Raw genomic sequence first — 14366 nt, 5'->3', positions numbered from 1 at the left:
GCATCGCCCCGCATAGCGCTACTCTTCGGTGTCTTCCGCCATTTCTAGCGTTCGTCCGCTGTTGGCCTGACTGTCTAGAGCCAGACAATCAACCCCTCCAAACCGATAATTAGCGCCAGCTATGGCGCTGGCCGTCGACTTCGATGAAGCAGCGGTCATCGTTGGCGCCGACATGCCTAGGCGCTAGCGCAGCGAGTCCGCGTACTGGGCGCGGTGTGGTGCGGGTTGATCTTGGCGCCGTGCGGCCTGCCATCGGCGAGGGGGACGCAATTGCAACAGGGTGCGCTAGCGAACATTCCTTAGCTCATCCGTTTGCTACGATGCTTTCACCGATTAAATAAAAGGCGAGGCAAAAATGGCAAGCGCACAACAAGTTCTGGTAGTGGATGACAATGTCGATATGGTGGAGTCGCTGTCGGCTCTGCTGCAATGCCAGGGCTACGAGACTGCCTCTGCGCATAACGGCTACGAGGCTTGCGATTGGGTGCGTGATGCGATGCCGAAGGCGATCATCATGGACCTCGGCATGCCTTGGATGGACGGCTTTGGCGCGGTGCGCGCGATTCGCCGCATGCCTGGCGCCGAGACGGTGCCGATCATTGCGCTGACCGGTTCAGCCGACCGCGATTCGGCCAAGAAGGCCGTCGCGGCGGGCTTTACGCAGCACTTTTCCAAGCCGCTGAACTTCGATCATTTGAACCAGTATCTGAACAACCTCGGTTAAGCTGCGGCCGGCTGCGCGCCGACTGCGCGGCCGGCGAACACCAGTAGCAGGCCGGCGGCGGCCATGACGGCGCCGGCGACCGGCACTGCGGCGTAGCCCATGCCGGCCGAGATAACGTAACTGCCGATGGCGGCGCCCGCAGCGTTGCCAAGGTTGAAGGCGCCGACGTTGACCGACGATGCCAGTCCCGGCGCCTCGGCCGCCGCGTGCATCACGCGGATCTGTACCGGCGGCACAATCGCAAATGCCGCCGCACCCCACAGCACCACACCGATCAGCGCTCCCCAATGGCTGGTGAACAGCAATGGCAACGCCAGCATGATCACCGCTAGTGACGCCAGGAAGATCTTGGTGGCGCCATCCAGCGACCAATCGGCCAGCTTGCCGCCGATGCCGTTACCGAGCGTGAAGCCGACACCAATCAGCACCAGCGCCAGCGTCACAAACGTGCCAGAAGCGCCGGTCAGCGTGGTGAGGATAGGTGCAATGTAGGTGTAGACGGTGAACATGGCGGCCGAGCCCATGACGGTGGTGGCCAAGGCCATCAGCACCACAGGGCGGGTCAGCACGCGCAGTTCTTTGCGGATGTCCGGCATCGCCCCCATTTCGCCGCGGGGCAGTGCGACCACCAGCGCCGCCATCGCCAGCAAGCCCAGTCCCGCCGTGCCGGCAAACGCCATGCGCCAGCCGATCTGCTGGCCAATCCAGGTTGCCGCAGGCACGCCGCCGATATTGGCGATCGTCAGTCCCATGAACATGGTGGCCACGGCGCTGGCGCGTTTGTCCGGCGTGACCAGGTTGGCCGCCACCACGGAACCGATGCCGAAGAAGGCGCCGTGATTCAGGCTGGTGACCAGGCGCGAAGCGAGCAGCGTCCAGTAGCCGGGCGCCATCGCCGACAGCAGGTTGCCGACCACGAAAATCGACAGCAGCACCATCAGCGCATGCTTGGCGCGCAAACGCGCCAGCAGCAGTGTCATGATCGGTGCGCCGATCATCACGCCCAGCGCGTAGGCGCTGATCAGCAGGCCGGCGCTGGGGATGGAGACGTGGACGCCTTCGGCGATCACCGGCAGCAATCCCATAGGCGAAAATTCGGTGGTGCCGATGCCGAAGGCGCCGACGGCCAATGCCAGCAACGCCCAGGTGGGCTTCTTGTTCGTATCCGTCACTGTGTACTTTCAGTTAACCAAAGGGTCAACTATAGTAGAGTTCCAGATTTCTTGCAGAGGCCCGGCCGGGATCAGCGCAGCGTTTCTGTCAGCACGCGGCCTTCCGAACCGGCAGGCGGGCGGACGTGCAGTAGGTTGGCCAGCGTCGGCGCGATGTCGACCACTTCCGCGTACTGGCCGTAGGCGCCCGGTTTGATCCAGCGTTTACCCATGATCATCAATGGCACGTTGGTGTCGTAGGCGTACGGCGAGCCATGCGAGGTACCGCTGACGCCGGTGCCGAAGTACCAGAACGGCTTGGTGACCACCATCAGGTCGCCCGACGATTCGCGGTTCCAGGCGCGGCGCATCAGGGTGTTGATATGCGTGCCTTGCACTGCGCCGCTTTCAAACTGGGTGCGGGTGAAGGTGTCGACGATGCCGTTTTGCGCCAGCAGGTAGCGGGCGGCGGCGTTTTCCACGTCTTCGCGTTTCAGTTTGTTTTGCTCGGCCAGCGCGTAATCCAGATGGATGTTCGGCAGCGACCAGGCTTGCACCAGTTTAGACACGCCAAACTTGGCGGCCAGGTGCTGGTCCAGTGCGGCCATCATCTTGTCGCCGTCAATGCGCTGGGCGTCGAGGTGCTGGGTCTTGGCGAATTCCGGCGTGTTCGGGAAACCGTGATCGGCGGTCAGCACCACCAGCACGTTGTCCATGCCGACGCGTTTATCCAGGTAGTTGAAGAAGTCGGCCAGCATGCGGTCCAGGCGTTGCAGGTGGTCGTGCGACAGCTTGCTCTCCGGGCCGAAGGCGTGGTTGACGTAATCGTGCGCCGACAGGCTGACGCCCAGCAGGTCCGGCACGCCGGCCGGGTTGCGGCCAAGGTTTTCGCCTTCGACGGCGGCGCGCGCGAAGTCCAGTGTCAGCTGATCCAGGAAAGGACCGACACGCAGGCTGGCGTAGTAGCCGGCGTCGATCTCGCCGCTTTCGCTGTAGTAGGTGTATGGCAGGCGGTTATGCGAACCGGCTTTCGGAATGTTCAGGTCTTCCGGCGCGTCGCCGGCGTAGGCCGATTCCGGCAGCAGCGGCGCCCAGGTCTTGCCGTAGTAGCGGTCCTGCGGCTTGGTGGCCAGGTATTTCTGCGCCCATTCCGGGTGCTGCTTCATGTAGTAGGTGCTGCTGGCGAAGTCGCCGGTTTTGTCCATGTACATATAGGCGGTGCCGGTTTTGCCCGCCAGCAGGATCGCGCCGCGGTCCTTGCCGGAGACGGTGATCACTTTGCTGCGGCTGCCGGTGGCGTAGCGCAGTTCATCGCCCAGCGTGTTGACTTTGAGCTTGGTCGGCGCGGTGCCGTCGCTAGGCTTGGTCTCTTCGCCGATGTAGGTGTAGTTGGTGTCTTCGGTGCAGTAGACCGACTTCTTGGTGACCGGATCGATCCAGTTATTGCCGATGATGCCGTGCACGTAAGGATAGGCGCCGGTCAGCACGGCGCTATGGCCGATGGCGGTGACGGTGACGCCGTGCGCCTGGTGCGCATCGCTGAACGACGCGCCCTGGTCCAGCATGCGGCGCAAGCCGCCCTGGCCGAACTGGTCGCGGTAGCGTTGTACCTGCTCGTTCGGCAGGCCATCCACCACCAGCACCACCACCAGCTTGGGCAGGGTGGAGGCGGTGGTCGGCGCCACAGGGGCGGCGGAAACGTGGGACAGTGCAAGGCAGGATGCGGCGATGGTGATCGCGCGCAGGGACAGATGCTTGGTCATAGAGTGTCGTCAGGTTGGATAGGATAGTTTGGCGTGCGGGATACTATCCTATTCCTGTGACAGTTTTATGACAAGGTTAGGCCTTGCGCTTTTCTCCCGCCACCAGCTGCACGATGACGGCGATGACGATGTTTAGCAGCAGTGCCGTCAGGCCGGTGTAGGCGGTGTAGCCGTCGCCGCCGATGATGAAGGTGTGCACCGGTTTGATGCCGTCGCTGAACGCCAGCAGGCTGCCGGCGACGATGCCGACCGCCCAGCCGCTGAGCAGCGCGCGGGCGCCGAACCAGCCGAAGAACAGGCCGAACACCACCGACGGGAAGGTCTGCAAGATCCACACGCCGCCCAGCAGTTGCAGGTCGAGCGCGAACTTGGTCGGCAAGAACAGGATGAACACCAGCGCGCCGACCTTGACCACCAGTGACACCAGCTTTGCCACCTTGGCTTCGCCAGCCGGCGTGACGGCCGGATTGACGTACGGCTTCCAGAAATTGCGGGTGAACAGATTGGCCGCGCCGATCGACATCACTGCTGCCGGCACCAGCGCGCCGATGGCGATGGCGGCGAAAGCGAAGCCGCTGAACCAGCTCGGGAACAGGGCGTTGAACAGCGCCGGCACCACGTCGTTATTGCTGGCCACGGTGATATGGGCCGCATACGCCATGAAGCCGAGCAGTGCGATCAGGCCAAGCAGGATGGTGTAGGCCGGCAGGAACACGGCGTTCTTGCGGATGGTGTCCGCGCTGTTGGCGGCGAAGATGCCGGTCAGCGTGTGCGGATACATGAAGGCGGCCATGGCCGAACCCAATGCCAGCGTGGCGAACGGCAGGATCTGCGCCGACTTCAGCGTCAGGCCGGTGGCGCCGCCCTTGGCGGCGAAAGCGTCGCCGGCGGCGGAGAACACCGCGCCGTAGCCGCCCAGTTTCATCGGCACCAGCACCACCGCCACCAGCACCACGATGTAGATCATCAGGTCCTTGACGAAGGCGATCAGCGCCGGCGCCCGCAGGCCGGCTGCGTAGGTGTACAGCGCCAGGATGACGAAGGCGGCGGCCAGCGGCAGCTCGCCGGTCAGGCCGAGCGCCTTGATCACCACCTCCATGCCCACCAGTTGCAGCGCGATGTAAGGCATGGTGGCGACCACGCCGGTCAGCGCGATGGCGAATTCCAGTGGACGCGAACGATAGCGGCCGAACACCACATCGGCAGCGGTGACGTGGCCGGCTTTCTGGGCGACATGCCACAGCTTGGGCATGATGGTGTAGACAATCGGGTACACCAGGATGGTGTAGGGCAGGGCGAAGAAGCCATAGGCGCCAACCGCGTACACCAGCGCCGGCACGGCGATCACGGTGTAGGCGGTGTAGAAGTCGCCGCCGACCAGGAACCAGGTGATCCACGCGCCGAAGTTACGGCCGCCGAGGCCCCATTCTTCCAGGTGGTTGCCGTCCTTTTGCTTGCTGCCCATCCAGCGCGAGGCGCCGAAGCCCAGCACCGTCACCAGCACAAAGAAGAAGATGAAGACGCTGAGTGCGGTCCAGTTAATTTCAGTGGGCATTATTCAACTCCCTTCTTCTTGTCGCTCTGGTACACCACCCAGATGATCAGCGCCGTCAGCGGCACCCAGGCAAACTGATACCAGTAGAAGAAGGGGAAGCCAAACAGCGAGGGCAGTTCTTTGTTATAGAAGGGCAGCCAGAGAAGGCCAATGAAGGGTAGGGCTAGCAGGTAACGCACGGCGACTCCATATTCTATGTTGTCGCTGCATGGTATAAAAATGGCGAGAAGTTAGCTACCGCCTATCGAGGTATATATTGTAGCGGGGCTGTTACAAAGGAAATCTATCAAACTGTGATGGCGATTGATTTTCCTAATTGCAACAGTGCGGAAAAGCAACTGTTTGCCGGAAAAGAGCAGTTTTTTACAGTAGATGCCAGCACGAAATGGTAACTCTTGCCAAAACGCTGATAGAATGTAGTTGTGAGGAATCTCTTGCAGGAGTGAATGATGACTATGGTGAACAACATTGGTGGTGGAACGCTGTCGGCAGCTTTGGTTGCGGACAAGGCGCTCGCGCCCGTACGAGTTCAATCTGCCACGGATAGTGGTACTAACGCGGACCTGAGTGCATCGGTTGCCGCGTATTTCTCGTTGCCTGGCTTTAATGCCACCAGTCCCCTGCAGACTGATACCAGCAACTCTGCCGATAGCGGCGATCAGGCCAATGCCCTGGTCAAGGCGGTGTCGGAAGACGATAGCCTGAAAAGCGCGCTGCAGCAGTTTGACGAAGGCCTGAAAAAACTGGTGTCGCGTCCTGAAACGCAGATTTTCCAGGCGCGCTTTGGCGCCGACAATTCGGCCAACGGCGTGGATGGCGTGACTAACGCTACTCCTCCGGACCCGCTGCTGTCGCCTGAACCGCTGCCTGGCGTCGGTGAAGACGGCGTGCTGGGCGTGCCGCCGCCTGCCACCGAAATGGCTGCCGACACCAATCACGACGGCAAGGTAAGCGAAGAGGAGCGCATCCGCTACGAAGCGCCTCTGACCTACCGTAGTCTGGCCCACGCTGATGGCGCCGATGCGCAGACCAATGGTCCTACCGCTTTCTCGCTGACCGAAGTGAATAGCGCTTACGGTGCTGCCGGCGCTGCTGTCCCAGCCTGATTATTACCATCCCGAATTAGAAGGGTCTTGCCAGAAATGGCAAGACCCTTTTTTTTATCCCGTCCGGTAATAAGTCCACACCTGATCCATAAAAAATGCGAACATCATATGTGAATGTACATACATTAACCTTTAGTGTGCATCAATCTTAAATATTAGTAACAGTGCGGGAGATTGTAGTGAAAAGAAGAATCTTCAGGCAGTTCAATGCGCTGGCCTTGCGGGCCGGCGTGGCGGCGTTGATCGCCGCCGGTCTGGGCGGTTGCGCGCTCGGGCCGAATTTTAAATCCCCCGCTGCACCGGCCACTGCCGGCGACAGCTACACGCCAACGCCGCTGCCGCAGCAGACTGCGTCGGCGCCTGGCGTTGGCGGGGCGGCGCAGCAGTTCGCGTTTGGGCAGGAGATTCCTGCCCAGTGGTGGTCGTTATTCCGTTCGCCAGAGCTGGATCAGTTGATCCGCAGCGCGCTGGAGCAAAACCCCAATATGGCCGCAGCCGAAGCGGTGTTGCGGCAGGCGCAGGAGAACTACAACGCGCAAGCCGGCAATCTGGTCTACCCATCGGTCAACGCGCAGTTGGGCGGTGGGCGGCAGAAGATCAGCGCGTCCAGCGCGGGCGCCGCCGCTGGCGTTTATAACGTCTACAACGCTTCGGTCAACGTCGCCTACACGCCGGACGTGTTTGGCGGCACGCGCCGCACACTGGAAGGCGCGCAAGCCGCTGTCGATTACCAGCGTTTCCAGGTCGAGGCGACTTACCTGACGCTGAGCGCCAACGTGGTCACCACCGCCATCCAGGAGGCATCGCTGCGCGCGCAGCTGCAGGCCACGCGTGAAGTGCTGGATGCGCTGACCAAGCAGCAGAACGTGATCGAGAAGCAGTTCGAGTTCGGCGCCATTCCGCGCACCACGGTGCTCAGCCAGCGCAATCAGGTGGCGCAGATTAACGCCACCATCGCGCCGCTGGAAAAAGCGCTGGCGGCCGCGCGCCATCAGCTGTCGGTCCTGGCCGGCAAGCTGCCGGGCGAGGCGGGCATGCCGGAGTTTACGCTGGAGTCGCTGACACTGCCGCAGCAACTGCCGGTATCGCTGCCCTCGGCGCTGGTGCGCCAGCGGCCCGACATCCGCGCCAGCGAGGAAGCGCTGCACCAGGCTAGCGCCAATATCGGCGTGGCGACGGCGGCGCAGTATCCGCAGTTTTCGCTGACCGGCAGCTATGGTTCCAGCGCCACCACCTTCGGCAAGCTGTTTGACTCGCAGACCACCGCATGGAGCTTGCTGGCAGGCGTCGCGCAGCCGGTGTTCAACGGCGGTGCGCTGAGCGCACAACGCCGCGCCGCCGAAGCGGCCTACGATGCAGCATCGGCGCAGTATCGCGCCACCGTGCTGACCGCGTTCCAGAACGTGGCCGACACGCTGCGCGCGCTGGATGCCGATGCCGCCGCGCTCAAGTCGCAGGCGGAGGCTGAGGCGCTGGCCAAGGAAACGCTGGACCTGTCCGAGCAGCAGTACAAGCTGGGTGGCATCAGCTACCTGGTGCTGCTGGACGCGCAGCGCAGCTATCAGCAAACCCATATCAGCCTGGTGCAGGCGCAGGCCACCCGCTATGCCGATACGGCCGCACTGTTCCAGGCACTGGGCGGCGGCTGGTGGAATCGCGCTGACGGCGTGCCGGCCGCGACGGCGGTATCCGCCGCCGCACCATATGGCAAAGACGGTAAAAACCAATAAACGCATCATTCAAATCCGCAGGAGAACGATTCATGGCCAAGCGACCGACGACCAAGCGCATGCTCATCATGGTAGGGTTGGTGATTTTACTGATCGCTGTACTCGCGTTCGGAAAATTTTTACAGATTAAAAAATTGATCGCCAGCGCGCCCAAGCCGGCTGCGCAGGTGGTCACCGCCGTCAAGGCCGCCACGGCCGAATGGCAGCCGCAGCTGACTTCTGTCGGCACGCTGGCGCCGGTGCGCGGTGTCGATGTCACCACCGAGATCGCCGGCCTGGTGCGCGAAGTGCGCTTCAAGTCGGGCGACGAGGTGAAAGCAGGGCAGGTGCTGTTTGAGATGAATGCCGATTCCGACATCGCCCAGCTGCGCGCGTTGCAAGCCAACGCCGATCTGGCCGCCACCACGCTCAAGCGCGACAAGCTGCAACTGTCGGCGCAAGCCATCAGCCAGGCGCAGGTCGACGGCGACGAAGCCGACCTGAAAGCCAAGCAGGCCCTGGCCGCGCAGCAGAAAGCCCTGGTCGACAAGAAGACCATCCGCGCGCCGTTCGCCGGCAAGCTGGGGATCACCGCCGTCAATCCGGGCCAGTACCTGAATCCGGGCGACAAGCTGGTGACGCTGCAAACCATCGACACCGTGTACGTCGATTTCTTCGTCCCGCAAAAGCAGCTGGCCAGCCTGTCCATTGGCCAGAAGCTGAACCTGACCAACGACGCTTATCCGGGCGTGGGTTTTGCCGCCAAGGTGACCTCGATCAGCCCGAAAATCGATGCTGCCACCCGCAATGTGCAGGTGCAGGCCACGGTGCCGAATGCCAAGCGCCAGCTGTTGCCGGGCATGTTCGCCAACGTCAGTCTGGATCAGGGCGAGCTGAAAAAATACCTAACCTTGCCGCAGACCGCCATTACCTACAACCCGTATGGCTCGACCGTGTTCCTGCTGTCGCCGCCGCCGGCCGATTCCAAGGATGCGCTCAAGGATGAAAAAGGCCAGGCTTACCTGGTGGCGCAGCAGGTGTTCGTGACCACCGGTCCGACCCGTGGCGACCAGGTGGCGATTCTCACCGGCTTGAAGGAGGGCCAGACCGTGGTCACCAGCGGCCAGCTGAAACTGAAGAACGGTACGCCGGTCGTGATCGACAACAAGGTGCAGCCGGCGAACAGCCCGAATCCGACGCCGCAGGAACACTGAGGATAACGCGCCATGAATTTTACCGATATCTTCATTAAAAAGCCGGTGCTGGCCAGCGTGATCAGTTTACTGATCGTGGTGCTGGGCCTGCGCTCGCTGTTCAGTCTTCCGGTCAACCAGTATCCGAAGACGCAGAATGCGGTGGTGACCATCTCCACCACCTACTACGGCGCGGATGCAGCCACGGTGGCGGGCTTTATCACCCAGCCGCTGGAATCGGCCATCGCGCAGGCGCAGGGGATTGATTACCTGTCGTCGTCGTCCAACAGCGGCGTGTCGACCATTACCGCCACGCTGCGCCTGAACTACGATTCCAACCGCGCGCTGACCGAGATCACCACCCAGGTCAACTCGGTCAAGAACCAGTTGCCGCAACAGGCGCAGCAACCGGTGCTGACGGTGCAAACCGGCCAGACCACCGACGCCATGTACATGGGGTTCTACAGCGACACGCTGCCGACCAATAACGTGACCGACTTCCTGGCGCGCGTGGTCAAGCCGAAGCTGGATTCGATCCAGGGCGTGCAGACCGCCGAGCTGCTGGGCGCGCGCCAGTTCGCACTGCGCGCATGGCTGGACTCCGACAAGATGGCGGCGCATGGCGTCACCGCGGCGGAAGTCAGCCAGGCGCTGGCCTCCAACAACTACCTGGCCGGCCTGGGTTCGACCAAGGGCCAGGCGGTGACCGTGCCGCTGACCGCCGGCACCGACCTGCACACGGTGGAAGAGTTCAAGCAGCTCTCCGTCAAGCAGCAGGACGGCGCCATCGTGCGGCTGGAGGATATCGCCACCGTCACGCTGGGTTCCGAGAACTATGACTTCAACGTTGCCTTCAGCGGCGTGCGCTCGGTGTTCATCGGTATCAAGGTAGCGCCGGACGCCAACATCCTGGACGTGGCCAAGCGCGTGCGCGAAGCCTTCCCCGGCATCAAATCGCAGCTGCCGACCGGCCTGACCGGCGAAATCGTCTACGACTCGACGGAGTTCATCAACACTTCGATCGATGAAGTGGTGAAGACGCTGATCGAAGCGCTGGTGATCGTGACCATCGTGATCTATCTGTTCCTCGGCAGCTTCCGCGCGGTGATCGTGCCGGTGGTGGCGATGCCGCTGTCGCTGATCGGCACCTTCTTCGTGATGCTGCTGCTGGGGTATTCGATTAATCTGCTGACGCTGTTGGCGATCGTGCTGGCCATCGGCCTGGTGGTGGATGACGCGATTATCGTGGTGGAGAACGTCGACCGCCATATGAAGGAAGGCATGTCGCCGATGGACGCCGCCATCCAGGCGGCGCGCGAGTTGGGTAGCCCGATCCTGGCGATGACGGTGGTGCTGATCGCGGTGTATGTGCCGATCGGCTTCCAGGGCGGCCTGACCGGCGCGCTGTTCACCGAGTTCGCGTTTACGCTGGCCGGTGCGGTGGCGGTATCCGGCATCGTCGCGCTGACGCTGTCGCCGATGATGTGCGGCCACTTCTTCGATCACAAGCAGGACGAGGGCAAGTTCGTCAAGGCCATCGACCGCGTGTTCGCCAAGGTGCATGACGGCTATCTGCGCGTGCTGGGCAGCCTGCTGAATACGTGGGTGGTGCTGATCGTGTTCGGCTTCATCGTGTTTGCCCTGCTGATCATCCAGTTCAAAATGTCGCAGTCCGAACTGGCGCCGGAAGAGGACCAGGGCATCGTGCTGTCGCAGGTGGTGGGTGCGCCTACCGCCACGTCGGACCAGATGCAGACTTACGCCAAGCAGATTTTCGACGTGGCGAAATCGCTGCCGGAATACGATCAGATGTTCCAGATCACCGGCGTGCCGACCACCAATGCCGGTATCGGCGGCGTGCTGTTTAAATCGTGGGACAAGCGTAGCCGCTCGGCGCATGAGATCCAGACCGAGTTGCAGGCCAAGTGGAACCACATCGCCGGCGGCCGCGTGGCGGCGTTCCAGTTCCCGGCGCTGCCGGGCAGCTCGGGCTTGCCGGTGCAGTTCGTGATCACCACCACCGAGCCGTTTGAGAATCTGAATACGGTGGCGCAGGCGGTGCTGGACAAGGCGCGCAAGGACAACAAGTTCTACTTCGTCGACGTCGACCTGAAAATCGACACGCCGCAAGCCAAGGTCGAAGTGGACCGCGACAAGCTGGCCACGCTGGGCCTGACGCAGCAGGACTTCGGCAACGCCATGGGCGCGGCGCTGGGCGGCGGCTACGTCAACTACTTCTCGATTGCCGGCCGTTCGTACAAGGTGATCCCGCAAGTGCTGCAGGTAGACCGCCTGAATCCGGACGATGTGCTGAACTTCTACATCAAGACGCCGGCCGGCGACATGATCCCGGCCAGCACTGTCGCCAGCATCAAGTACAGCGTGCAGCCGGAATCGATTACCCGCTTCCAGCAGCTGAACTCCGCAACGATTTCCGGCGTGACCGGTTCGTCGCAGGGCGAGATCCAGCAGTACCTGCGCGACGCCCTGAAAGAAGTGGCGCCGTCGGGTTACACGGCTGACTTCTCCGGCGAATCGCGCCAGTATGCGGCGGAATCGGGCGGCTTCCTGGCGACCATGCTGTTCGCGGTGATCATCGTGTTCCTGGCGCTGGCGGCGCAGTTCGAGAGCTTCCGCGATCCGATCGTGATCCTGTTCTCGGTGCCGATGGCGCTGTTCGGGGCGATGACGTTTATCTTCCTCGGCTTCGCCTCGATCAACATCTACACCCAGGTGGGGCTGGTGACGTTGATGGGCCTCATCTCCAAGCACGGCATCCTGATCGTGGAGGTGGCCAATCACCTGCGCGAATCCGGCAAGTCCAAGCGCGAGGCGATCGAGGAAGCGGCGGCCACCCGTCTGCGTCCGATCTTGATGACGACGGCGGCGATGGTGTTCGGCGTGATCCCGCTGGTGATCGCGTCGGGCGCCGGCGCGGCCGGCCGTCACGCCATGGGCCTGGTGATCTTTACCGGTCTGTCGATCGGTACCTTGTTCACGCTGTTCGTGGTGCCTGCCATGTATATGTGGCTGGCCGGCGAACATAAAGCGCACACCGAACCAGCGGACGTGCCGCCCGAAGGCCCGACCCAAGGTCCGACCCCTGAGCCGGCCCACTGAGATGCGTCATGAGTAGCACCGACAAACCCGGCGCCGGACGCTGGGGCTGGCTGTCGGGAGGGCGCCAGCGGCGTCAGGAAGAAGTGATCCTGATGCTGCTGTGTGCCCTCAGCATTCCGAGCATTCTTCCCTTTGGTATTTACCGGCTGCTGCAAGGCAGCTGGGCTTCGGCCATTGTCGACCTGGCGCTGGTGCTGGCCATGTCGTCGGTGATCGTGCATGTGTGGCGCACCGGCCGTTATCAGGTGGCCAGCGTATGTGTCACCATTTTCTACACCGGCGGCATGCTGACCACAGTTTATCTGCGCGGCGTGGGGCTGGTGTACTGGGTGTATCCGACCATGATCTCGGCATACTTCGTGCTGCGGCCATCGGTGGCGCTGGCGATCAACAGCGTCGGGCTGGCGGTGCTGGTGGCGGTCTTGCATGGGCGGGTGGAAGTGCTGAACCTGGCCACCATCATTGTCACGGTCGGCCTGGTCAACCTGTTTGCCTACATATTCTCTTACCGCACCGGCGTGCAAAACCGCCGGCTGCATAATGCGGCGGAGCTGGATTTCCTGACCGGCGTGGGTAACCGCCGCGCGCTGGAGCGGCATCTGGCCGAATACGCGCAGGAGCGCAGGCCGCAGCTGGAATCGAGCTTGCTGCTGCTGGATCTGGATCATTTCAAGCAGGTCAACGATCAATATGGCCACGCCGCCGGTGACAAGGTGCTGATGCGGTTGGCGGAGTTGATGCGGCGGCATACGCGGTCGTCGGACCGGATTTTCCGTTACGGCGGCGAGGAGTTCGCGATTATCGCCAGCGGCGCGGGCCTGAATGCGGCGGCCAGCCTGGCCGAGGGCTTGCGCGGCGCGGTGGCGACAGCCACGCTACAGGAAGATCATCCCATCACCATCTCCATCGGCGTGGCCTACATGGACAAGGCGCTGACGCCGGCGGACTGGCTGGCGCAGGCCGACAAGATGCTGTACGCTGCCAAGCAGGGCGGACGCAATGCGGTCCGCGTGGCGGAACCATCCTGACCAACTCCATGCCTATCATCCTCACTACTTTGCTGGCGGCGCACACGCTCGCTGCTGCTGCGGCGCAGAAGGAAGCGGTCGCCGAGCTAATGCCGCCAACGCAGGTTGCACCTGCGCAGCCGGCGCTGACGGATGACGTGATCAAGAAAGCGGTGCGAGAGACCGTCGCCGAAACGCCGCAGCCGGCGCCACCGCTGGCGGTCAATCCGCAAGCCGGCGCTTTCCGCGCCAATTCCGTGGAAGCGCGCATGAGCGCCGCCTTCGAGCAGGCCAAGGTGCCGGACTGCCTGCATTCGGACGCGCTCAAGCTGCAACCGGCGCATATCGGTCCGGTCAATGTGGTCGGTCCGTACTCGCTGCCGTGGGTGATTGCCGCCGTGGTGCGCGGCAAATGCAATTAGAACGGCCGCACGCCGATCAGCGGCAAGTGCAGCCATAACGCGAAGATGATAGCGCTGGCGATTCCGGCCACGATGGTGAGCGCGGTGGCGCCGCCGCTGCCTTGCGGGTAGATCGTGCCCAGCGCCGCATCACGTTTGCGCGAGGCGCGGAACAGCAGGATCGCCCATACGAGGAAGCTGCCGAACAACAGGATGTCGTGCAGCGTGCCGTTGGCGATCAGGTGGGCCAGCGCCCAGGTCTTGATCCCCAGCGTCATCGGATGGTGTAATTTTGCCTTGATGCCGTTGCGCGGGATGTAGGCGGCGGTGATGAAGACGAAGGCGATTACCGCCAGCAGCGCGGCGAGGTGGCGCGTAAATGGTGGCGGCGTCCAGATGACGATGGGCGCCTGGCGCGCCAGGCTGTAGCCCCAGATGATCAGCAGCAGGCTGGTGATCGATACCACGGAATACAGCGCGCGCCATGGCAGGAGGCCCATACGGGCGCGCACGCGGTTGCGCCAGTCTTCCGCAAAGATGCGGATCGAGTGCAGTCCGAGAAAAATTATCAGGCCCAGTATCAGTATCGTCATCGCGCGTTCCATGGTTGTCTGCTGGCGTGACGATACACCGGCGG

Annotated in this window: 12 protein-coding genes and 1 pseudogene; 7 read left to right on the top strand and 6 right to left on the bottom strand. The window is 62.7% G+C overall.

The annotated features are described in order from the left end of the window. Positions 1–112 precede the first annotated feature (112 nt). A pseudogene (locus GTP69_RS31315) lies at positions 113–219 on the bottom strand (aspartyl/asparaginyl beta-hydroxylase domain-containing protein); the annotation flags it as partial. A gap of 136 nt (positions 220–355) precedes the next feature. On the opposite strand from GTP69_RS31315, the gene GTP69_RS10525 reads away from it, so the two are divergent. Further along, on the top strand, positions 356–724 hold the full coding sequence (locus GTP69_RS10525; RefSeq protein WP_161054841.1) for a response regulator: 369 nt from the start codon (positions 356–358) through the stop codon (positions 722–724). Here the strand turns inward: GTP69_RS10525 and GTP69_RS10520 are convergent. The 4 genes from GTP69_RS10520 to GTP69_RS10505 all read right to left on the bottom strand — a co-directional run bounded on the left by GTP69_RS10520 (position 721) and on the right by GTP69_RS10505 (position 5372). Further along, positions 721–1896, bottom strand: a complete 1176-nt coding sequence (locus GTP69_RS10520) for an MFS transporter (protein WP_161054840.1) — start codon at positions 1894–1896, stop codon at positions 721–723. The genes GTP69_RS10525 and GTP69_RS10520 overlap by 4 nt on opposite strands. A gap of 71 nt (positions 1897–1967) precedes the next feature. After that, positions 1968–3638 (bottom strand): alkaline phosphatase family protein, encoded by a 1671-nt coding sequence (locus GTP69_RS10515; RefSeq protein ID WP_161054839.1) that lies wholly within the window; start codon positions 3636–3638, stop codon positions 1968–1970. 76 nt (positions 3639–3714) lie between these two features. Further along, positions 3715–5193, bottom strand: coding sequence for a monocarboxylate uptake permease MctP (gene mctP, locus GTP69_RS10510; RefSeq protein WP_161054838.1), 1479 nt, complete (start codon positions 5191–5193; stop codon positions 3715–3717). After that, positions 5193–5372, bottom strand: coding sequence for a DUF3311 domain-containing protein (locus tag GTP69_RS10505; RefSeq protein WP_110849363.1), 180 nt, complete (start codon positions 5370–5372; stop codon positions 5193–5195). The genes mctP and GTP69_RS10505 overlap by 1 nt, the downstream gene beginning before the upstream one ends. 414 nt (positions 5373–5786) lie before the next feature. Between GTP69_RS10505 and GTP69_RS10500 the strand changes: the two genes are divergently transcribed. The 6 genes from GTP69_RS10500 to GTP69_RS10475 all read left to right on the top strand — a co-directional run bounded on the left by GTP69_RS10500 (position 5787) and on the right by GTP69_RS10475 (position 13750). Next, complete coding sequence (locus GTP69_RS10500) at positions 5787–6299, top strand: hypothetical protein (RefSeq protein WP_229260887.1); 513 nt, start codon at positions 5787–5789, stop codon at positions 6297–6299. 179 nt (positions 6300–6478) lie between these two features. After that, positions 6479–8029 (top strand): efflux transporter outer membrane subunit, encoded by a 1551-nt coding sequence (locus GTP69_RS10495; protein WP_371867889.1) that lies wholly within the window; start codon positions 6479–6481, stop codon positions 8027–8029. Positions 8030–8061: 32 nt separating this feature from the next. Then, on the top strand, positions 8062–9222 hold the full coding sequence (locus GTP69_RS10490; protein WP_161054837.1) for an efflux RND transporter periplasmic adaptor subunit: 1161 nt from the start codon (positions 8062–8064) through the stop codon (positions 9220–9222). 12 nt (positions 9223–9234) lie between these two features. After that, positions 9235–12321: an efflux RND transporter permease subunit gene (locus GTP69_RS10485; protein WP_229260886.1), complete on the top strand. Its 3087-nt coding sequence runs from the start codon at positions 9235–9237 to the stop codon at positions 12319–12321. Positions 12322–12329: 8 nt separating this feature from the next. Further along, a complete protein-coding gene (locus GTP69_RS10480) occupies positions 12330–13349 on the top strand; it encodes a GGDEF domain-containing protein (protein ID WP_161054836.1) in 1020 nt (339 codons plus the stop codon). 8 nt (positions 13350–13357) lie between these two features. Next, positions 13358–13750 (top strand): hypothetical protein, encoded by a 393-nt coding sequence (locus tag GTP69_RS10475; RefSeq protein WP_161054835.1) that lies wholly within the window; start codon positions 13358–13360, stop codon positions 13748–13750. On the opposite strand, the gene GTP69_RS10470 is transcribed toward GTP69_RS10475, so the two are convergent. Beyond that, the gene (locus GTP69_RS10470; protein ID WP_161054834.1) at positions 13747–14322 is read right to left on the bottom strand and encodes an NnrU family protein; all 576 of its coding nucleotides are present in this window, start codon (positions 14320–14322) and stop codon (positions 13747–13749) included. The two genes, GTP69_RS10475 and GTP69_RS10470, sit on opposite strands and share 4 nt — an antisense overlap. Between the last annotated feature and the right edge of the window lie 44 nt (positions 14323–14366).

Source organism: Duganella levis (genome assembly GCF_009857605.1).
Lineage (GTDB): Bacteria > Pseudomonadota > Gammaproteobacteria > Burkholderiales > Burkholderiaceae_D > Rugamonas > Rugamonas levis.
The sequence above is the reverse complement of the archived record's forward strand: the minus strand, read 5'-3'. Positions and strand labels throughout refer to the sequence as shown.